General features: G+C 47.3%; 13 protein-coding genes. 6 read left to right on the forward strand and 7 right to left on the reverse strand.

The features are described from left to right. Positions 1–76: 76 nt before the first annotated feature. Both AB1757_19060 and AB1757_19065 read right to left on the reverse strand, forming a co-directional pair. On the reverse strand, positions 77–2,782 hold the full coding sequence (locus tag AB1757_19060) for a GNAT family N-acetyltransferase (protein MEW6129147.1): 2,706 nt from the start codon (positions 2,780–2,782) through the stop codon (positions 77–79). A 17-nt stretch (positions 2,783–2,799) separates the two neighbouring features. Then, positions 2,800–4,248: a menaquinone biosynthesis decarboxylase gene (locus AB1757_19065; protein ID MEW6129148.1), complete on the reverse strand. Its 1,449-nt coding sequence runs from the start codon at positions 4,246–4,248 to the stop codon at positions 2,800–2,802. Positions 4,249–4,869: 621 nt separating this feature from the next. On the opposite strand from AB1757_19065, the gene AB1757_19070 reads away from it, so the two are divergent. After that, positions 4,870–7,971: a C25 family cysteine peptidase gene (locus AB1757_19070; GenBank protein MEW6129149.1), complete on the forward strand. Its 3,102-nt coding sequence runs from the start codon at positions 4,870–4,872 to the stop codon at positions 7,969–7,971. A gap of 215 nt (positions 7,972–8,186) precedes the next feature. After that, positions 8,187–9,827 carry a hypothetical protein gene (locus tag AB1757_19075; GenBank protein ID MEW6129150.1) on the forward strand — a complete coding sequence of 547 codons (1,641 nt, stop codon included), beginning with the start codon at positions 8,187–8,189 and terminating at the stop codon, positions 9,825–9,827. A 60-nt stretch (positions 9,828–9,887) separates the two neighbouring features. Here the strand turns inward: AB1757_19075 and AB1757_19080 are convergent, their stop codons facing one another. From AB1757_19080 to AB1757_19090, 3 genes are all read right to left on the reverse strand, one after another. Continuing rightward, positions 9,888–12,983, reverse strand: coding sequence for a glycoside hydrolase (locus AB1757_19080; protein ID MEW6129151.1), 3,096 nt, complete (start codon positions 12,981–12,983; stop codon positions 9,888–9,890). A 223-nt stretch (positions 12,984–13,206) separates the two neighbouring features. Beyond that, positions 13,207–14,457, reverse strand: coding sequence for a Xaa-Pro peptidase family protein (locus AB1757_19085; protein ID MEW6129152.1), 1,251 nt, complete (start codon positions 14,455–14,457; stop codon positions 13,207–13,209). Between the two features lie 107 nt (positions 14,458–14,564). Further along, a complete protein-coding gene (locus tag AB1757_19090; protein MEW6129153.1) occupies positions 14,565–15,479 on the reverse strand; it encodes a LysR family transcriptional regulator in 915 nt (304 codons plus the stop codon). 114 nt (positions 15,480–15,593) lie between these two features. Here AB1757_19090 and AB1757_19095 point away from each other — a divergent pair, with 114 nt between their 5' ends. From AB1757_19095 to AB1757_19110, 4 genes are all read left to right on the forward strand, one after another. Continuing rightward, on the forward strand, positions 15,594–17,072 hold the full coding sequence (locus AB1757_19095) for a serine hydrolase domain-containing protein (GenBank protein ID MEW6129154.1): 1,479 nt from the start codon (positions 15,594–15,596) through the stop codon (positions 17,070–17,072). Between the two features lie 235 nt (positions 17,073–17,307). Then, the gene (locus tag AB1757_19100; GenBank protein ID MEW6129155.1) at positions 17,308–18,621 is read left to right on the forward strand and encodes an exonuclease SbcCD subunit D; all 1,314 of its coding nucleotides are present in this window, start codon (positions 17,308–17,310) and stop codon (positions 18,619–18,621) included. Then, the gene (locus tag AB1757_19105) at positions 18,621–19,253 is read left to right on the forward strand and encodes a hypothetical protein (GenBank protein ID MEW6129156.1); all 633 of its coding nucleotides are present in this window, start codon (positions 18,621–18,623) and stop codon (positions 19,251–19,253) included. The genes AB1757_19100 and AB1757_19105 overlap by 1 nt, the downstream gene beginning before the upstream one ends. Beyond that, positions 19,244–20,362 (forward strand): dihydrodipicolinate synthase family protein, encoded by a 1,119-nt coding sequence (locus AB1757_19110; GenBank protein ID MEW6129157.1) that lies wholly within the window; start codon positions 19,244–19,246, stop codon positions 20,360–20,362. Before AB1757_19105 ends, AB1757_19110 begins: the two co-directional genes overlap by 10 nt. Here the strand turns inward: AB1757_19110 and AB1757_19115 are convergent. Together AB1757_19115 and AB1757_19120 are read right to left on the reverse strand one after the other, a co-directional pair. Next, entirely contained in the window at positions 20,343–21,302 is a 960-nt protein-coding gene (locus AB1757_19115; GenBank protein ID MEW6129158.1) for a polysaccharide deacetylase family protein, read from the reverse strand. The two genes, AB1757_19110 and AB1757_19115, sit on opposite strands and share 20 nt — an antisense overlap. Positions 21,303–21,334: 32 nt before the next feature. Continuing rightward, a complete protein-coding gene (locus AB1757_19120; protein ID MEW6129159.1) occupies positions 21,335–22,792 on the reverse strand; it encodes a hypothetical protein in 1,458 nt (485 codons plus the stop codon). Positions 22,793–22,818: the final 26 nt, after the last annotated feature.

Genomic DNA, 22,818 nt, shown 5'->3' on the forward strand with positions numbered 1-22,818 from the left:
AATTGGATCAAATCGCAATGTGGGGTCAGCTATCACCAACTCAGCTATTCGTTAATGGATTTGGATTACCTGCTTCTTATTCTGACAAACGAATGCGCGCATCAATTAACGATATGCCTTCGCCTTCGGGGTGAACCAATACGGGATTTAAATCGATTTCGGCGATGCGCGGCACAGCTTCAGCGAGTGCGCCCAATGACAATAACAACTGCTTGACCGCCTCGATGTCAGCCGGTGGTGCGCCGCGAAAGCCTTTCAATAATTTTGCCGCGCGTGAACTGTCAATCATCGCTTCGGCATCTTTATCGGTTAAAGGCAAGACGCGAAAAACGATGTCCTTCACCAATTCAACCAACACGCCACCCGACCCGAAAGCCACCAGCGGCCCAAACGTCGGGTCCTGGGTGACACCGGCAATTACTTCAACGCCGACTTTTGCCATCGGCATCATCAATGCTGCTTCGAGGTCGATTTCATGCTTTGCTAATTGGCTCTTCAGTTGCTCATAAGCAATTCCTGCTTCTGCGGGTCGGATATTTAACAGCACGCCACCGACATCAGATTTATGCAGCACCGCAGGTTTATTGACTTTCAAAACCACTGCCCCGCCCATTGCTTTCGCTGCCGTTTCCGCCTCTTCGGCTGAATGTACGATTGCTGAAGTAATCGTTTGAATTCTCGCCGCGCTTAATAATTTGGTTACTTCTGCGCTTTCCAGCCACCCTGATTTATGGTTATTCAAAACTTCATCCACCAGTTGTTGATTCACTGCAATCGAAGCAAATTTGCCAGCAGGGGTGGCACGCCAGACGCCATATTTGGTTGCCGCGCCGAGCGCCTCAACTGCGCCTTCAGGAAACTGATAAACCGGAATGAGGTTTTTTCCGGCGGGAATATTCATGATTTTGCCTTCGGGGTCTAAGAAAACCGCAACGATGGTTTTTCTCAAATTCGGTCTCGCGGCAACCACTTCACGAATAACCTTTTCAACCGCAGCCAGCGGGGTAACCAGAGGCGGAATGAAAATCACCATGATGGCGTCGAGTTGCTCATCATCGCAGAGAATTTCCAGACAGGCGCGGTATTCTTTCGCGCCGGCTCCGGCAATCATGTCAACGGGATTTACCACCGATGCGGCATTTGAAAGACTCGCGCGTAATTTCGCCTGAGTTGCTTCACTCAGTTTGGGAACTTCCAACCCTTTGGATTCGGCAGCATCGACAGCGAGAATCGCCGGACCTCCGGCATTAGTTAAAATCCCCAGACGGTTTCCAGCGGGAATCGGTTGGGTGGCAAGCAACCGGGCTACCGAAAAAAAGTCGTGCAAAGTATCAACGCGAATGATGCCGGTTTGCGCAAACAGAGCGTTTACCGCCGATTCGGAATTCGCCAGTGCTGCGGTGTGACTTGATGCCGCGCGAGCGCCCGCCACTGTGCGTCCCGATTTAACCGCGACAATGGGTTTTCGTCGCGCTACCCGTCTGGCGATTCGCGCAAAACGGCGCGGATTGCCGAAGCTTTCCAGATAAAGCAGGATGACATTGGTCGCATCATCCGATTCCCAGAATTGCAACAGGTCGTTTCCCGAAACATCCGCTTTATTGCCGGTGCTGACAAACGACGAGATTCCCAAGCCGTATTGAATGGCGTTGATGATGAGCGCCAACCCGAGTGCGCCGGATTGCGAACTGATGGCGATGTTGCCAACTTGCGGATTCGCCGGGGCAAAGGTTCCAAGCATGCGCACCTGATTTGAAGAATTGATAACCCCCATGCAATTGGGTCCGACCATGCGCATTCCCGATGCCCGGCAAATGCTTAACAATTCAGCTTGAGCCAGGCGACCGGCGTCGCCGATTTCCGCAAAGCCTGCCGAAATCACACAAATCGCCCGAACTCCTGCATTCGCGCATTGCCTGGCAACTTCTAAAACGCAAATCGCGGGAACGACAATGAAAACCAGTTCGGGAACTTCCGGCAATTCATCAATCGTCGAATAGGCATGCACACCTGAGACTGAGTGAGCCTTGGGATTGACCGGATAGATCGCTCCGGTGAATCCCCAACGAATGAGATTTTGAAAAAGCGCCCCACCCACGGAAAGCGGGTCGCGGCTGGCACCAACTACCGCAATCGATTTCGGAGCGAGAATATATTGCAGCGAAACCCGCTCGGCTTCAGCCTCTTGTGCTTCAGCACGCGCCTGCACCACTTCATTTAAGGTAATGGAAAATTCCAGATGAGTGATGCCGTAACTCGCCGTGCTTGCCAAGGCGTAACCGGCTTTGCGAAACACATTGAGCATGGTCTGGTTATCGATTAACACATCGGCGCTGAAATGGGTGATGTTATGTTGCCGGGCGATTTCGGCAAGTGTATCCAGTAACAAAGTGCCGATGCCGCGTTTTTGCATAGCGTCTTCGACTAAAAACGCCACCTCGGCAACCTGTGGTCTGTCTTTATCAACATTGTACCGGCCGACTGCGATGATTTGTTCATTTGCGCCTTCGCCGTGAACCACTACCAGAGCGACGTGATTCGCGCCGTCAACATTCAACAGGCGATTTAACAATTCATCGGGAAGCGATTTGATAGAACTGAGAAACCGGTAACGAATAGATTCCGGTGAGCACCGATTAAAAAGCGTTTTCAACCCTTCGCGGTCACTTTGACGCAACGCGCGTAATTTCAGAATCGCCCCGTCACGCAGTAACAGGTCTTTTGAAAAACTGGCTAATGGGTAATCGGGTGAATCGGCAATTGAAGTTTGGTCATTAGCCACTACTTTATCCTCACATTTCAAAGTCCAAGTTTTGACCAAATGGCATCGACTCGCTGTTTTACATCTTTGGTCATTTGCAATTCTTTAGGCCAGTTTCTGGTAAAGCCTTCGGATTTCCATTTGCGTGTGCCATCTATTCCCATCTTTGAACCATAGCTTGGCAATCGCGCCGCGTGGTCTAGCTGGTCAACCGGGCCGAACATAAATTGAATATCGCGTTCCGGGTCGATGTTATTTAAAACGCGCCAGCTCACTTGATTCAAATCGCGAACATCGGTGTCATCGTCAACCACGATAATACATTTGGTGAACTGCGCCTGCGGCAATGACCAGACGGAATTCATCACTTTGCGGGCGTGCCCCGGATAATTCTTCCGAATCGCTACCACCATTAAATTGTGAAAGACCCCGGCAAAGGGCATGTGATAATCGACGATTTCAGGAAATTGCCTTTGCATCAGTGGCAGGAAAATCCGTTCAATCGCTTCACCCATCCAACAATCTTCCATCGGCGGTTTACCGACAATGGTGGTTTGATAAATCGGCTTTTTGCGATGCGTGATGCAGGTAATATGAAAAACCGGGAATTCGTCTTCAAGGGTATAAAAACCTGTGTGGTCGCCAAACGGGCCTTCGATTCTTTTTTCGTCGCTGTCGACATAGCCTTCAAGAACGATTTCAGCATTGGCGGGCACTTCGATATTAACCGTTTCGCATTTCACCATTTCAACAGGTTTTTCGCGCAAAAATCCGGCAATCATCATTTCGTCCAAATCGTCCGGCAACGGCATAATGGCTGCGAACGTGGTAATCGGGTCAGTGCCAATTGCTACGGCTACTTCCAGTCTGCCGCCTCCCTGACGTTTCAACATCCGCAAATGATTGGCTCCTTGTTTATGCACCTGCCAGTGCATTCCTGTGGTGGTTTCATCATAAACCTGCATCCGGTACATTCCGCAATTGCGCTTACCGGTTTCAGGATTTTTGGTAAACACCAAAGGCAGGGTGATGAAGCGCCCGCCATCTTCGGGCCAGCATTTGATGATAGGAAAATCCCAGAGCGAGAATTCGCCTTCTTTTAAAATCACATCCTTGCACTCGCCATCTTTAACAATCTTGGGAAACATTTTTCCAAGGTCAGCGAGTCGCGGAACCATTTTGATTTTATCAATCAACCCTTGCGGCGATTTGACATCGGTGAGTTCGGAAATTCGTTCGGTAATATCCGAATAATCTTTAATCCCAAGCGCGAGTTTCATGCGTTCGCGACTGCCCATCGCATTAATCAGCACAGGGATGGTGTATCCACGAATATTCTCAAAAAGTAGCGCCGGACCAACCTGTTTGGATACCCGGTCGGTGATCTCGGTAATCTCAAGTTCGGCGTCTACTTCTGCGCGAATACGTTTCAATTCCCCGTGTTTTTCGAGAGTTTTAATGAATTCTCGTAAATCAGCTATTGGCATAAATTCACCCGTTAAAATTCAAAACCTCGAAGGCTTTGAATGCAAATATAAAATGTGGGTTCCGTCTATTCGGATGCAATCAATAAAAGGGGAGCGTAACACGCAGATTTGTTGAAGACAAATATTGCCCGAATAGATTTTTTGCGCGCTGAAAAAAATTTGAAAAAAGTATTGAATAATCGCAAGTCTTGCCTTTAACTGAGCAAGACCTTCCCTTTAAAGAATTTGTGTACTTTAAAGAGCGACCTGATGCCCAAACAGGTTAGCGTCAGTTTTGAATTTTGCGTTCAACTGCCACACCTAAAACTGACTTTCAAATTTCAATAGGGGTTTTCCATCTATTGAAAATCACTGCAGGTGAACTTGCCGAGTAATCACCCCCGAGCGAGCAAGTAAAACAGGAGAATATTTATTATGAGAATCGTGGGAAAATTGTGTCTGAACCGTTTTGTGAAAAGAATAACGAATAGCGAATCTACCAACCTGCCCTTTTCATTCCCTCGTTTAATAATCAAGTCAATTCCAATTGCCTTATTTCTTTTATTGACAATTCACACGGCTGAGGCAGTTACGGTTGGAACAGTCGGCTCAACTGACACGGGAAATGCAACTGCTACGAGTTTGAGCATCACGCCATTTAGCGTTACCGGGAGCGCGACCTATTTAGTTGTCGGTGTCTCAATTGAAACCTCTACAATAACCGTGAGTGGCGTCACCGTTGGCTCCAGTTCATTGAGTTTTGTGGGAAGACAAATCAAGTTAGGAACCTCAAATAAGCCACCGGTAACCATCGAAATCTGGGCATTGGTCAATCCGCCCACAGGTTCACAGACGATTACCGCAACTTTAAGCTCCGCTGCAAAATTCGTAGTCGGTGCGGTGTTGTTTACGGGTGTTGATCAAACCAATCCAACGACTGGATTTGTCTCAACTTCAGGTCACGCGACTCCTATTAGTTTGACCGTACCAAGTTCAACCGGCGATTTAGTTGTTGATGTTTATGGAAGAAACGATCCGAGCAACACCGACCCGCAAGATACAGTTGCTCAAATCGAGCATCTGGATACCAAGACGAATTCGGTTTCGCTTTCAATGAGTACCAAAAGCGGAGCAGCACCTACTATCACAATGGACTGGGCTGTCACGGGTGGCGGTAACGATTGGGCATTGGGAGCCATTTCCATCAAATCGTTGGGACCGACGCTTGCCACGGTTAATTCGTTTTCTGCCTTTCCATCTAAAAACGGCAAAGTCACGCTCAAATGGGATACCCGTTATGAAGTTGATAATCTGGGGTTCAATATTTACCGTGAACAGGATGGCAAACTTACATTAATAACCCCCAATATCTTAGCGGGTTCTGCGCTTGAAGCCGGAAAAGGCATCGCTTTGACTTCAGGCAAATCATACGTTTGGACAGACAAAACGGCGAGTAAGATAACTTCCGCCCGTTACTGGATCGAAGATATAGATCTCAGAGGCGAAAAGACTTTACATGGTCCCGTGTATGTCGATTCCTCTAAATCTTCGGAAAGGGTTTTTAGTGAAGGCGCCAACGAATTACTTTCGCTTAGAGAAATCCATAGCCAGGCTGAAAATCTTCAAACCGAAGTTGACACCAAGCCAGTTGAAGATGCGATGGAGTTAGCGAAATTCAGTCAGGCAAAACAGGCATACAACCTCAACGCCACCAGTCAGGCATCAGCGAAAATCAACATTAAATCAACCGGGTGGTATAAAGTCGGACAACCTGATTTGATTGCTGCCGGTTTTCCCTCCAACGTTGATCCTCGAAAATTGCAACTCTATGTTGATGGTCGTCAGGTAGCGATGCGGGTAAATGGTCAGGCGGACGGAAAATTCGATGCTACCGATAGCCTTGAATTTTATGGCGTGGCGTTGAATTCGATAGAAACCGATAAACACGCTTACTGGTTGGTTGCCGGTAACGAAGCCGGATTACGTATCAATCAAGTTAAAGCTGCCGCTGATAATCCTTCGCAAACCAGTTTCGATTATTCGGTTGAAATCAAAGATCGATTTATCTATTTCTCCGGTTTGTTAAACGGCGATGAAGAAAATTTCTTTGGCAGCCTGATTACCGCTTATCCCACCAACAAAATATTAACGGCAACAAATCTCGACTCCGGTTTTGAAGGCAATGCCAAGCTTGAAATCGCTTTACAAGGGGTCACGGATTTACCCGGAAACGAAGACCATCGGGTTAAAGTTATAGTAAATGGAAATCCGGTAGGGACACTGGTATTTGATGGCACTAACCGAAGTTCTCAGGTTTTCTCGATACCGCAATCCCTGTTGACCGCAAGAAACACCGTCACCTTAAACAGTTTGTCGGGTGGAATGGATTATACGCTTGTGGATTTCATTCGCCTCACCTATCGCCGCACCTATACAGCGGATGCTGACAAGCTGAGAATGACTGTAGAGGCTAACCAGACCCGGCAAGTGGTGACGGGATTTTCCACTGATAAAGTTCGCGTTATTGACATCACCAATCCTGAATTACCGACTGAATTTGCCACGACGGCTCATCGGGAAGGTGACGGCTACGGTGTAACTTTCGGCCTGGCTGATGCAGACACCCATACAGTGCTTGCACTCGCAGAAAATCGTTTTCTCTCCCCTTCTTCAATTAAATTGGTGAACAAAACCAATTTACGCGGGAAAGCGAATCAGGCCGATTTATTAATTATTACGAATGGCAATTTCAGCAATGCACTGAATCCGCTGGTTGCGCTGCGTCGCAGCCAGGGGTTACGCCCGGTCGTTGTTGATGTCGAAGACATCTATAACGAATTTGCCTTCGGACAGAAATCGACTCAGGCAATTAAAAACTTTCTTTCATATGCCTATAGCTTGTGGAGCACTCCCCCGCGTTATGTGCTTTTTGTGGGCGATGCTTCATACGATATGAAGAATTATTTAGGATTTGGCGAAGTCGATTTCGTTCCCAGCAAATTAATTGATACGGCGGTTTTCCAAACTGCAAGTGATGATTGGTTTGCCGATTTTAATAATGAGGGGGTTCCCGTAATGTATGTCGGACGTTTGCCCGGACGTACCGCTTCGGAAGTTTCACAAATGGTTGCCAAGCTCGAAAACTATGAAAAGGCATCTGGTTTAAGCAAGAGCGCATTAATGATTGCGGATACAAATGATGGTTTTAATTTCGAGGCTGGGTCGATGACTGTGCAATCCCTGTTGCCCGCCGGAACCAATGCCGACCTGGTTTTCCGTTCACGAAACAGTGACGATAAAAATCGAACTGATGTCTTATCGTTCATTAACAATGGTCAACAGGTGGTCAATTACCTCGGTCACGGAGCAATCAGTTTTACCAGAGGCAATCTATTATCAAGCGACGCCGTTTCGCATATGGAAAATACCGGGCAGTTTCCGCTCTTTGTAATGATGACCTGTTTAACCGGGTACTTTGAAGATGCGTTGAATGAATCGCTCGCTGAAACTCTTGTTAAGGCAGATCAAAGCGGCGCCATAGCTGTCTGGGCTTCATCGGCAATTTGTCCGCCGGATGCACAGGCGGAAATGAACCTTGAGTTGATGAAAGCGTTATTCGGTTCATCCCAAAGTAAACCGCTGACGCTCGGTGAAGCGGCAGCCAAAGCCAAAGCCGCTACCGCAAACGTCGATGTTCGTAGAACCTGGATTTTATTCGGCGATCCATCAATGAAGCTGAAATAAAATCATTCTTCTAAATTAGCAGGGCGGATTAGACGAGCAGATTTTTCGTTTGATCCGCCCTTTTCATTTTATGAAATCCATTCTCATCCTCTACTTTTGATTAACGGGTGAAGAGATTTGTTGAAACTTGGCGCTTTCGCAATCCGTTATGCAAATTCTATAATCCGGTTAGTCTTGGGCATTCGTATATTAGACTTGAATACGAGGTAAAGTAGATGAAAAGACTAACTCTGATTTTGATTCTGATATTACCACTATCGACATTTTCACAACATCAACAGCATCAACATTCAACCAAAGATAAATCTGCGATGGTCTTCTCAGGGTTGAGTGATTTGCATCACCCGGTTTCGACGAAAAATCCCGAAGCCCAAAAATTTTTCAATCAAGGTTTTGCCTTGCTCTATGGGTTCAATCACGATGAAGCCGCGCGGTCATTTAAACACGCGGCTGAACTTGACCCGAATTTAGCTATGGCATACTGGGGCATTGCGCTCGTCAATGGCGCAAATTACAATCTCGGACCTCTGCCCGAACGCGAAAAACTTGCTTATGAAGCCGTTCAAAAAGCCCTCAACCTGATTTCCAAAGCCTCCGAAAACGAGCGCGATTACATCAACGCTTTGGCTAAACGCTATTCGCCCGACCCGAAAGCCGATTATCAAAAATTGGGTTTAGATTACAAAAATGCGATGGCAGAGTTGATGAAAAAATACCCCGATGATTTGGACGCCGCGACGCTTTATGCCGAAAGCCTGATGAATTTGCGTCCCTGGAAACTTTACACCAAAGATGGCAAACCCGAAGAAGGCACCGAAGAGATTGTTGCTGTATTGGAATCGGTTCTCAAACGCAATCCCAATCACATCGGCGCGAATCATTACTACATTCACGCCGTTGAAGCCTCGCGCACACCTGAACGCGGACTGGCAAGCGCCTTCCGATTAAAAACTCTCGCTCCCGATGCGGGACACCTGGTACATATGCCTGCACATATTTATCAACGCATCGGCGATTATGAAAACTCCGCCGCCGCCAATGCACAGGGCGCAGACGCCGACCGCGCTTATATCAAAGCCCGTGGCGCAGAAGGCATCTATCCGTTGATGTATTACAACCACAACGTCCATTTTTTTGCCATTGCCAGCGCCTTCCAGGGTCGTTATGCCGATGCGACAAAAGCCGCCGGTGAATTGGTCGCTTTCGCTTCACCACTCGTGAAAGAGATGGCGATGCTTGATGCCTTTACACCCACTGCGTTATTTGTTGCGGTGCGTTTTCAAAAATGGGATGAGATTTTGAGGTATCCCGAACCCGATAAATCGGTCATGCCTTACACCAACGCGATCTGGCATTTCGCGCAAGGCAGGGCGCAATTAGCAAAAGGCAATACCGCTAAAGCCGAAAGCGAATTAATGACGATTCAACAAATCATCAATGGATTACCCGATGGAGCATCACTGGGTTTGAACAACACCAAAGATGTTTTGCGTGTGGCTGAAAACTATCTGGCGGGAAAAATTGCACTGGCGAAAAAAGATAAAACCGCCGCCTATGCATTTTTCAGAAAAGGCATCGAAGCGGAAGATGGATTGAACTATAACGAGCCTGCCGATTGGTATATCCCTGTGCGCGAGGCTTTAGGTAGCGCGATGTTTGCAAGCGGCGAATATGCCGATGCCGAAAAAGTTTTTCGCGCCGATTTGGAAAAGAATCCGCGCAGCGGACGTTCGCTATTCGGTTTAATGGAAAGCTTGAAAGCCCAAGGCAAAACCACCGCCGCACAGTTTGTGCAAAAAGAGTTTGAAATGGCATGGAAACAGGCAGACATCAAACTCACGATTGATACCCTTTAAAATGAAAAGCCTCTGTACATAAAAATACAGAGGCTTTTCAGCTACCTGCTTTTCGTAAAATTAAAAATTAATCGTTGGTAAATTCGCGCCGCGTAATTGGTCATTCATCGCCTTCACATCCTTTTCTTTCACCTCCCGCCAACGCGCTAATAAATCTTTCAAAGCTTTTTGCGAATCTGTAAAAGCAGATTGCGCCTGTGCAGTTGGCGTGACATCTGCGCCTTCCACCAGATTCATTAGCGAAAGAAACTGCCCATTCAAACGATTGAATGTCGGTTCCCCGGCAGCAGGCGCACCGAATCCGCCACCGCCGCCTTGTCCTTCAATTGATGCCGCTTTTTTATCCAATGCTGTCAATCCATCAATGAGCGTGACTGCGCCTGTGCGTTTTTTCAAATCGTCAATCTGTTTTCGCATATTGCGGATTTGCATAATGGCTTGGCGCGACTCACGCATCGCTTCATAACTGCCATAAGAAATCTCAAACATTTTTTGAATGCCTGCGGGTGGCGTCGTTACTCGCGGATCCATTTTTATCGTGAGGGGTTGCAAGTAACTTTTGCCATTCACCGTCAACTTCACGGTGTATTCACCGGGCAACACGGTTGGCCCCGAAGGTTCCGGTGGGGTGTCCTGATAAATCGCGGTCATCGGGTATGAACGACGCACCTCATCAGGCGGCGCGTAATTCAAATCCCAAATCCAGCGTTGCATTCCGGCTTTTGCCGAAAGCACTCGCGGCGGTCGAAACCAGTAGGTCGGATAGGGCAATTGTCTTTCATCAATCTGTTCTGCTTTATCATCACTTCTAAATCGCCTCAGCAATTTTCCTGACTTGTCAAAAATTTCAAGCACCACGGGTTCGCGAGCATCAGTTTTTAAATAATAATTCAAAATCGCGCCATCCGGTGGATTCTGCCCCATCGGTTCTTCCGGTGGAATCGGCGTATCGGTGTTTAAACTTCGACGAATGCGGTAAGTGAGTTGCGGTTTGAATAAGGTTGCATCTGCGCTTGCAACCTGATCATTCATTTGTCTGAGTGGCGTCACATCATCCAGTATCCAGAACGACCGCCCGTGTGTTCCCACAACCAAATCATCATCTTTAATCACTAAATCGCGAATCGAGGTTGCGGGCATATTAAGTCTCAGCGATTGCCAATGTTCGCCATCGTCGAACGAAACATAAACCGCTTGTTCGGTTCCGGCATAAAGCAACCCTTTGCGCTCAGGGTCTTCACGCACGACATTGACAATGCCACCCCCCGGAATGCCACTGGTAATTTCTTTCCAGGTCTTGCCACCATCATGGGTTTTATAAATGTGCGGACGCAAATCATCCAATCGGAATGTATTGATCGCCGCATATGCCGTGTTGTTATCGAAATGCGACGCATCCATCAATGATACTTTAGCCCACGATTTCAAAGCGGGCGGTGTGACATTCGTCCAATTTTTTCCACCATCGCGCGTGATGTGAATCAGCCCATCGTCTGTGCCGACCCAAATCGTGTTGATGTCCTGACGTGAAGGCGCAATTGTATAAATCACCCCACGACGCGGCATGGTTTCCATGTCTTTGGTTCGATAGACGCCAATGTTTTCAGGAACCTCCCACTTTTCCCGTGAAAGGTCTGGGCTGATGGCTTCCCAACTCTGCCCGCCATTCATGGTTTTAAACAGCACATTCCCCGCATAATAAAGTGTTCGCTTATCTACCGGTGAAAAAATTACCGGAGCGGTTCTCAGAAAACGATACTTGCCGCTTCGGATTGCCTCAGGCGCGATGTTTTGCGTCTGTCCGGTCTTCCAATCATAGCGTGTGATTTTGCCGCCATAAGTTATATCAGGATTCAACGGGTCGGGCGCGACGTAACCGTATTCTTCGACGCCGACGGTTCGCCAATCGCGCCAAGTGATTGCGCCATAATCGCCGCGACTCGCAACCGCCGCAGAACCGCTCTCCTGTTGTCCGCTATAGACCCAGTAAGGAAAGCGATTGTCGGTAATCACATGATAAAACTGCGCCGTCGGTTGGTTGTACCAACTGCTCCAGGTTTCTCCGCCATTCACCGTAATGGTTGCGCCCTGGTCTGTAGCAAAAAGCATGATGTCGGGATTATCCGGGTTTATCCAAATCCGATGATAGTCGTCACCGCCCGGCGCGCCTTTAAACCCCGTCCAGTTTTTTCCACCATCAGTGGATTTATATGAAGCGGTATTGCCGACAAAAACAATTTCAGGATTTTTCGGATGCGGACGAATTTCGGCAAAATCCGAACCGCGCCCCCAGGTTCGCGCATCACTACTGACTTTGCGCCAATTCGCGCCGCCATCATCGCTGCGATAGATGCCGCCCTGTTGCGGATTGGCATCAACCGTCGCATAAATGATTTGTGAATTGCTTCGTGATATGCCAAAACCGATGCGCCCTAACCCTTGTGCAAAAGTCGGCAAGCCTTTGGTCAATTTATTCCAGGTGTTGCCGCCATCTGTGGATTTGAAGAGTCCGCTTTCCTGCCCTTGCCACGCGCCATTTTCCCAGGGTCCCTGGCGTCCCGCCCATAAATCCGCATAAAGGATTTGTGAATTATTGGGGTCAAATTCTACTTGTATCGCGCCGGTGTTTTCATCTTTGTATAAAACTCGCGTCCAGGTTTCGCCGCCATCGGTTGAACGATAAACGCCGCGCTCGGTATTTGGTCCATAAGGATGACCGAGTGCCGCTACGAAAACCCGGTTGGGGTCTTTCGGGTCGATACAAACGCCGCCAATCTGTTGGGCATCCTTGAGACCCACATTGCGCCAGCTCTTGCCGCCATCGGTCGATTTATAAACTCCGTCGCCGGTTGCAAGGTCAGGGCGTTGCAAGCCTTCACCACACCCAACGTAGATGATATTCGGATTTGAAGGGGCAACGGCGAGGTCACCAATTGAACCTGTCGGCTGCTCATCGAAGATGGGTTTCCAGGTGCGCCCAAAATCATTGGTCTTCCACACGCCGCCATTGTTCACGCCGATATAAAAGACATTGGGTTGCCCCGGCACTCCGCACGCGCCAACCGTGCGACCGGCGCGAAACGGGCCAATACACCGCCAGCGCAGGTTCTGGTAATACTTCTGATCAAACTGTTGAGCCGATATATTAGGAAACATACTGAAAAGTAATGACAGACCAAACATGAATGAAAAGATGCGGCGTAGTGAAATCACAATTTACCTCCGGGAGAATTTTTTGAACGACCGAACAAATGCAATCATCGGAACAAACGGCATTTGATTTTTAATCGTGGCTTAGCATATTTACAGCAATTGCGCTTTTCGTCAGTTCGGTTATTTCCGTTTGTTCGGTAATCTTTTTCAAGTTTTTGTTAAAAATTTAAGCCGAAGCACAAGGCTCCGTAAGCGATGCGGCTTGACCCGTAAATAACTCTGCGCCGGTCTCTGTAATCACCATGATGTCTTCAAGCCGCACACCGAATTCGCCAGGTATGTAAATTCCCGGCTCGTTACTAAAGGTCATTCCCGGTTCAAGTTTGGTTTTATTGCCGCGCACCAGATAAGTCCACTCGTGCCCGTCGAGTCCGATGCCATGTCCGACACGATGCGTGAAGAATTTATAATCAGGACCGAAGCCTGCATCAACGATGACTTTTCTGGCTGCGGCATCAATATCTTCACAGGCAGCACCGGGTCGCGCAGTCTTTAATGCCGCTTTTTGAGCGCGATGTTCAATCTCCCAAACTTTTAATTGTCGCTCGGTTGGTTTACCAAAAACCGTTGTCCGGGTGATGTCTGATTTATAACCTTCAACGCTGCAACCGCCATCAACCAAAACGATTTCACCTTCACGAAGTTTTTGTGGAACCACGGTTCCGTGTGGAGATGCCGACCATTCTCCGAATAAAACCAAGGCTCCACCTGATGAACCGAGTTTTTGATGCGCGGCTGCGATATTGGCTCCGAGTTCGACGTGGGTCATTCCCTCTCGAAGCGTTGAAAGCGCCGCATCATAGGCTTTCAGAGTGATTTGATTGGCGAGTTTCATCAGCGCCAGTTCATTTGCTGATTTGACTCGTCGACAACGCGCTGTTACCGGGTCGGCGCTCACGATTTTCAATTGCGGCGCGGCTTTTGCCACGCCATTTGCAAATCGGAAATCGACGGTTTCTTCAATACCGAGAGAACCGGTAGTGATGCCTCTGTCCTTTAAAATCGTCGCCGCAATCTGATAAGGACTTTCATGCTCTTCCCATACCCGCACATCGTTACCGAATTTGATTTGTTCAAGTGCGCGCCCCTTTTCAAATGCCGGGGTGATGTACGCCGGTTCTCCTTTGGCGGGAAAAATCATGCCAAAAAGCCTTTCACTGATTCCCCACTGCGCGCCTGTGAAGTAATAAAGACTTGAACCACCGGTTAGAAAAATGGCATTGAGTTTAGCTTCGCGCATAAACTGCCGCGCCTTTTCCTGCCGCTCTAAATATTCTTCACGCGGAATCGGTTTGACGTTTCCGGTCATTGATTTTAGGGAAGCAATCGGTTGGGGTAACTCTCTTTGCTGGTTAAATGCAACGGTCAATGCGGAAAATGCGCTTAATTTCATGAAATCCCGGCGATCCAGACTCATCAATTTATCCTCCCTGATTGGTAATTCTGCTGATTATGAAATTGAAAATAGCAGCGCAATCATGCAAGAGCAGATAAACAATGTCAATTTCGTTATTTGTTTCATGCTTATCGGCAATGCTCTATTAAAAGATTGCGCATCCATTGATGGGCAGGGTCGTTATGGAAGCGTTCATGCCAAAGCAAAGTTAAACGAAATGGCGGAATCGCTATCGGTAAAGGCAGCACTTGAAGTTTCAATTGTTTGGAAAATTTTTTTGCCAGCGATTCAGGAATCGTCGCAATTAAATCGGTTTCTGATACCGCAAAAGGCACAGTGGTGAAATGCGGAACGTGAACCACCGTGCGCCGCGAGAGACCTTTTTGCGCCAGTAACGTATCAATCACCCCTTGTCCCTGTTGCTTATAAAACACCGCGATATGGTCGGCTTCTGCATATTGTTTGATCGAGAGTTTATTCTGAATCAGCGGATGCGTTTTGCGTGCAATGCAAACGTTACCTTCTTCCCACAACAACTCCGAACGCGCGCTGGAATCGAGAACCAGCGGGTTTGGTGAAAGACTGATTGCCAGATCAAATGATTCGGTCAACTCCGATGCGGTCGGCGGTTCAAATAAATTTCGTGGGCGATGCAGCCGCAGCTTAATCCCCCTGGCTCGCGCGCGCAGCGTCTGGAGTAACCTCATCAATAAGGTGATTTCAATATAATCATTGGCGAGGATATGAAAGGTTCGTCTGGATTCCGTATGATTAAAGGCGCGTTTGGAATCCAATGCTTCACGTAACTTTGACAGCGCGAGATGCACCGGTTCGCTCAGGGTTTGGGCGGTCGGTGTGGGAATCATCCCGGTTGAAGTTTTAATGAACAACTGATCATTGAAGGTGCGACGCAATCGGGTTAAGGCGTTACTCATTGCCGGTTGACTGAGTCCGATGCGCTTTGCGGCGCGCGTCACCTGACGTTCATCCATCAAGGCTTCAAAAACCAGTAATAGATTCAAATCAATAGCTTCTAAATTCATAATGTGAATACCAAACATCATAATAATCCATAAAACAAATGTTAAGGACAACCGTTTAATCAGAGGCAAACCGTTATATAAATAATTTCAGAGAATCAAAAAGGAGTTCTTAAAATGAAAAGATTACATTCAACTATCCTTTCATTAGTGATGGTTGTTTCAGTATTTTCACCATCAATTATTGCCCAACAAACAACCGATGCGGGTAACGATACCCCGGCGGTTCGTCGCGCTATCGAACTTGGAAAAGTTATCAGCATGGGAAATCGCGCCGAAGCGAAAAAGTATGTTGCGGAAAATTATGCGCCTTCGTTTTTGAAAGTGCCGGTTGCAACGCATCTCGATTTTATTGCCAAGCTTTATGACTGGTCACGCGGATTGGAATTCCACAGCGTCAAAGTATCCAAGCCCAACGAAACCGGGGTATTTTTTAAAAATAAATTAGCCGGTTGGACAATCATCTATGTTCGTGTCGAACCCGACGCGCCTAATCGCATCACCGGCATCGGACTTGATGAACCACAGGCTCCGGCAACTGCGCGTTTGACTAAAAAACTATCCGATGAAGAAATCGCCAAAGAACTTGATAGCTATCTGCAAAAATTAGTTGCCGCAGATTTATTTTCCGGCACCGTACTGATTGCCAAAGACGGAAAGCCGATTTATCGAAAAGCTTTTGGTATAGCGAACAAAGATTTCAACGTTGCCAATCGCATCGATACCAAATTCAACCTCGGTTCAATGAACAAGATGTTTACCTCGGTAGCCATCGCGCAATTGGTCGAACGCGGGAAACTTTCTTTTGATGACCCACTGTCTAAATTTTTACCGGAATTTCCTGATAAAGAGTCGGCGCAAAAAATTAAAATCAAACACCTGCTCAGCCACACGTCGGGGTTGGGAAGCTATTTCAACAAAAAATTCTTTGAGTCATCACGCGAAAATTTCCGTACCGTTGATGAGATGATGAAGTTAGCCGAAGGTGAAAAGTTACAATTTGAACCTGGGACGAAATGGAGCTACAGCAACACGGGAATGCTGGTGCTTGGAAAGGTCATCGAAGTTGCTTCCGGTCAAAGTTATTTTGATTACATTCGCGAAAATATTTACAAACCCGCCGGAATGGTCAATTCGGATTGTTATGAACTCGACAAGGTTAATACGAATCTGGCGGTTGGCTACGAAAAGCAATACACCGAAGCGGGTATTCAATTCACCAATAATATTTTCAAACATGTGATGCGCGGCGGACCTGCCGGTGGGGGTTACTCGACGGTTGATGATTTGTTGAATTTCGCGGTTGCGTTGCGGGCGGGTAAATTGGTCGGACAAGAGTACGTGAAAACTTTACTGACCGCCAAACCTGAATTGAATTCAAAAGATTATGGTTACGGATTTGATATAGAGCATGAGCCTTCTATCGTTGGACACGGTGGCGGCTTTCCGGGCATCAGTTCAAATCTGGATATGTTTTTGAGTAGTGGTTACAACGCCGCCGTGATGTCAAATTATGGCTTGGCAGCTATTCACGTTAAAAATAAGATTCGCGAATTAATCACCGTCGGGCAAACACCACAAAGCGCCAGTCGCTAGGGCTTTTTTAAACGCAGGCGAAAGTGCTTTTTTCAACTTCTTTTAAGGTAACGATTGAGAGTAGCGACAATTTAAGTAAGCCTCTCAGTCGTTACCTTTTTCATTTTTCGATTAACCATTCTTTAAAATCCCTTTTCGCTGAATAGTCATCTGCTTTTTCAATCGTCGATCAACAAATATTTAGAGTTGACTACCGACAACGGAATTTCGTGTTGTAGAATGCTTCTCATCAATTATGGCAAGATTTTTACACATTGCTGACGTTCATCTGGGAATCAAGCGATACAATTTACCCGACCGAACCGGGGATTTTTTTCGCGCCTGGAGCGAAGTCATCGAACGCTTTGCAATTACCCGTCGGGTTGATTTTGTTCTCATTGCCGGTGATTTATTCGACCGTCGCGTCGTCGAACCGCAAGCCGCCAATCACGCGATGGCGATGCTTATGAAACTTAAAGAAGCGCAGATTCCGGTGGTCGTCATCGAAGGAAATCACGACCAGCACGAAGCCACCTCGCGGTTCAGTTGGCTTCGCAGTTTTTCGCAATGGGGATTCATTCATCTGCTCGAACCCGGCTGGTCGGATGGGTCGCCCTATTTATCGGCGTGGAACGAAGAGACCAGGAAAGGCGCATACATAGACATTGCCGATGCGCGAATCTTCGGTTCAACCTGGTATGGGTCGACGGTTGGCAATGTCTTGCCGCTTCTTGCACAAGCAACGCTGGATAACCGTCGCGAAAATGCCACCAACATCATGCTTTTGCATTCGGATATCGAAGGGCAACTCAACCACAAAGTTCAACACGCCATCTCGATTTCAAAGTTAATTACCATGCGCGATGCCGTCGATTATCTGGCGCTCGGTCATACACACAAAAAGTTCGATATTGAAGGCTGGGCTTACAATCCGGGTTCACTTGAAGCCTGTAGCATTGATGAAATCGACAATCCGCGAGGCGCTTTCATCACCGAAACCGAAGGCAAAAAAATCACCACCGAATTTATCACCGCCGGACAAGATTATTTCCAGCGTCCATTCAAACGCATCACACATGAAATCAGCGGGCACGAAGAACCCGAAGCGGTTCGTGAAGAGGTTTTTGAAACCTTGAAAAAACATTGCGCGGGTTATGACGACATCGAAGACAATCAAAAACCGATTATCGAACTTTCTTTGCGCGGACAACTCGGATTTAAAAATTCACTGCTGCGGTTGAATGAAATCAAAGAACGCGCCAATGATGAATTCAACCTGCTGGGCTTGATTGTCAACAACAAAACCATTCCCAAACAACTGGCGGTTGCCGTTGGCTTGTCGCGCGATATTTCCAGAAGCGAACGGGAATTGCGCGTCATCGAAGATTTGATTCGCCAGGACGCGCGTTTTGCGCCGCAGGCAGCCGAAATTGCGCCGGTCGTCGCCACCGTCAAGAAGATGCTACTGGAAGGCGAAACGGTCGAAAAAATTTTACATTTGATTGAAGCCAGACTTTTTCAACCGGCGCTCTACTCTCCCGAATCAGCTTTTGCGGAAGGAGCGGATTGATGGCGAAACCTGCGGAAGAAGGCGAAGTTTGGGAATGGCGAGCATTCGGCAAAGCCGGGAAAAAACTGCTGAAAAAAATCGAAAGCTATCCAATCCGCTTAGACCCGAATGGCAAACCGCTCAATAACCTGATTGGGCAAGACCTCTATCTCATCTCTTCAACCAGCAAACATAACATCAAGCTGAGAAAATCCATCGGCAGCGCCTGGGTTTTGAAATTTAAATTACTGCTGAAATCGTCTGCCGCGAAAATCGAACTTTACAGCGAAAGCAATAAAAAAACCTTCCGCTTTCCGCTAAAACCCCGGACGCTGAAAGATACTTGCAATCTGTTGAATGTTTCGATTCCCAAAATTAAAACTACCAAAATAAAAGCCGAAAAATTTATTAAACTATTCGCTCAAGCATCACCGGAAATTCAACTGTTGCTGGTTGGCAAAGTGCGTTCACAATACCAGACGCCATTTGGCTGGATTGAGATTGCCGAAGTGACGTTTCCTTCGCGCCGCATTCAATCAATCTCTTTACATGCGTTTGATCGCAAAGATATTAACAAGATGCTCAAAGATTTACCGGTCAATAAAAAATTAAAGGTCATGAATTATCTGGAGGCTTGTCGAAAGTGGGCTTGAATTATATGCCGCGTCGTGGACTCAGCATTCCAAGCGTCACCATTCTGGACGCGCAAAATCGTGTCATTGAAGATGAACAACGCGCGGTGTTTCGCTATAACGCTCAGCAAGGTTATGGGGCAGATATTATTTTCGGCGTCGGCACCACAGGCGAATGGAACCGCATCACCAACCACGAACGCCAACGATTGATGCGCATCGAAGTCGAAGAAGTCGAAAACCTCAATCGCGAGCAGGCAAACTTGGGAAAAGCGACCGTCGAGGCGTGGGTCGGCGTTACTGCCGAAACCCGAAAAGAAACCCTGGCAAATCTCGAATATTCTTTAGAGCTTGGCGCTGATGCGGTGGTCATCGCGCCGCTTTCAATACAAGACCTCACCGATTTAATCGATTTTTTTCAACGCGAAGTCAGCGATTTATTTGACCACAAGGAAAAAGCCCTGCCGATTTTTCTCTATGATAACGCTGACATCGCGGTTGACCCGAAACGCTCGCACATCCGCACCCGCGATGTCAAAAAACTGAGCCGGTTGCCATTTGTCTGCGGCATTAAAGTTTCGGCTTCGCGCAGAGTGCTGGGCAATTACACACGCGGCGCGTTGCATTATAAAAACAAAGGCGAGTTTGGAATTTATATCGGCAATGCCCTGTTGATGTTTCAGGTATTTCAACTTGAGGATAGTTTCATCGGGCGAGTTCGCGAGTCATGGAATCGGTATTTGCTTCACGACGAATTACCCGTCGGCGTGGTTTCGGGTCCTGCCAATGTTTTGCCGCGCGAATGGCAACGCGCCTGGCGAGCCTGTTACGTCGGTGATGAACGATTGATGCAAATTTATCAACCGGCTTTTGAAGCGTTCAATGCGGCGTGCAGATTCGGCAACACCGAAAAGATGCTTGCCTGTTTAAAGCTGGCATTAAAACTTGATGGAGTGATTGAGAGCGCGCGGGTTGCTGATGGCACACCAGCCTTGACCGATAGCGAACAACAACAATTTGCGCAAAATTATCAACGCCTGAAAGAAACGTTATACAGTCAAACCGATGAGCTTTGGCGTTCACGCGCCGAGCCTGTCATCACCCAAACCATCAACGTGTCCTCGCATTGAATAATTCGGTGATGAATGGCGGTTCGCCTGGTTCAGGTTTCATTGCCAGCCCTTTCGCAAGCATCCAACGATGAATCCACGACAGTCCGCGACGATGCTGCGCCTCTGGTAATTGATAGGCTTTATCTTTCAACGCTTCATCAAGCGAAATAAACCGGTAACCCCGACGTTTCAACATCGCCGCGAGTTCATTAAGATAATCGGCATTTAAATCATTGGCGTGGAGTAGCAGGGTTTGTTTGACTTCATATCCCAAAAATTCGTGGGATAAATTTTCAAAGAATTCAAATACATTTTCCATATAAGGAACATATGCATCCGCCACACGTTTCATCGTCGTCCGGTCCCCACGTTGTTTCGCATCCCGGTAAACCTGCGCGAACATAAAATCCTGATTATCAATAGTGACGGGTGCAATCGTGTAGCCGCGCGATTTCAGGAATTGATTGAGTCCTTGCCGGTATGTTTCCGTTGGCCCGGTTCGCAATTGCGTATGGCGAAAATAGCGCAACAGTTTCCCGCGTTCACCTAACAGACGCCTGGTTATGATTTCGCCGCGAATGACATTTTTTTGATATTCTTCAAGGCTCGCCTGCTCGATATAAATATGTGAAAAAGTATGATTGCCAAGTTCATACCCTTCGTCCAACCAGGCGCGCAGCAAGGCAATGGCTTTCGGGTTTTCGCGCTCATCGAGATAAAGTTTGCTTTCATTGACAAAGCCGATTGCCGGCACACCATTCGCTTTAATGCTTTTCAACAGTTTTTCGGTTATCGACTGCATCGCTTGAACGTCGCCATGCGTGGCGGGTAAATCATCGAAGGTAATTGCCACTTCACGATGCGGTTTGTCATGCAATGAATCATCGGTTTTTTGCAGCGAAATGGTTAGCTGAGCGCAAAAAAATATTAAAATCGCAATGCCAATCAATCGTTTCATTTCTTTGCTAGTGAAGGTTTTTAATTGAGCAACTATAAACCTTTTTTGGTTCTTTTCTTTTTCGGGCGTAAGAGGTCGCGGGGAATCTCTTTGGTCAATTTGCGGATATAGGTCGGGGTCACACCGATAATCGAAGCCGCTTTTGCGGCATTGCCTTTTGCCTGAAATAAAGAGCGCGCCCACATCCATTTCAACATGGCTTCACGCGCATCAGCGAGTTGTGGTAAATGCGCATCCGACAGAACAAAAAAATGTTCCTGTTCAATGGCATTAATCTGTTTTCGCCCTTCCTGCGCAATTTTTTTCAAGACATTCAATTCACGCCCTTCAAGGTAGGCTTCGACTTGGGACAGCAGGCTAAAGGCTTCTGACGGGTTGGCTTCACAAATTGCCTGTGCGAGTAGCGCTTTGGTTTCAACGATAACCAACGGTTCCTGAAGTTCACGCGCCAAATCGAGCGCGGTTTCTAAATATCTCGCCGCATCTTCGTACAGTTTTTGCGACAAGCAGATTTTTCCATAGATTTTTTTAGCTTCCGATTCCTGCAATTTATTTTTATTTTGCGTTGCATAATCCAGTGAAATCCTGACAGCACTTCCAGCCTCTTCAAATTCGCGCCGGGCGAGATGATATTCGGCTTTTACGGCGTAAGCTTTTGCACCCGCAGATAAATTCGCTTGACTGGAATTCAAGGCGCGACAGATGAAGTATTTTGCTTCATCAAAATCTTTTAATGCCGTCAACATCAATACCAATTCAGTCAACGTCAGATAGTCATATTCATTGCCGGTTGTTTCAAATATTTCATGGGCGAAGAGTAATTGCTGGTAAGCATTTGAAAATTCCCCCTGATGACTGAAGGTCTTCGCCAAATGAAATCGCGCAATTGCCTGACTCTGGTAATCGGGAAATTTCGCCAGCAGTTTCAGGCTTTTAAATAGCGCGGTATTGGCTTCTTCAATCCGCCCCAGCCGGTTCAAGATGATTCCCTTGGTGAGATAAGCCAATCCCAGCCGGTAAAGTCGCGCCTGTTCTGAAAACAACAATATCGCTTCTTGAATTTCGACTAGCGATTTATCCCAATCGGTTAATTCATGGAGCGCCAAGGTTTTCAAATAATGGGCTTCCGCCTGTGTCCATTCATCATCGCGGGCAAAGGCTGCGGCTTCGGCTTGTGAAGAAAATTTTAAGGATTGTTGGTAATCCTTAAAATAGTGGTAGTAATTGGCGCATCCGAGTAAAACCCGACCGGCAAGCGCAAATGGAGCTTTATCAATATTCCTGAGAAACGGCGACATCGCGGTTTTTAATTCATCGGGTTTCTCAATTCGGCTCGCCAATTCGGCTGCCAGTAAGCGCAGGCGAATCGCTTCAAAATTATACTCAGGGGAATTTCGCCAGCTATTAGGCAGAAATTCAGCCAGTTTTTTGTAATCGCCGGATTCCCTTAACGACTCAAGCAAAGTAGCATCGGCTTGATTTTGCGCCATATAACCTCCGTGCGAGGCAAGATGCG

The organism is Acidobacteriota bacterium (assembly GCA_040754075.1).
Taxonomy (GTDB): domain Bacteria; phylum Acidobacteriota; class Blastocatellia; order UBA7656; family UBA7656; genus JBFMDH01.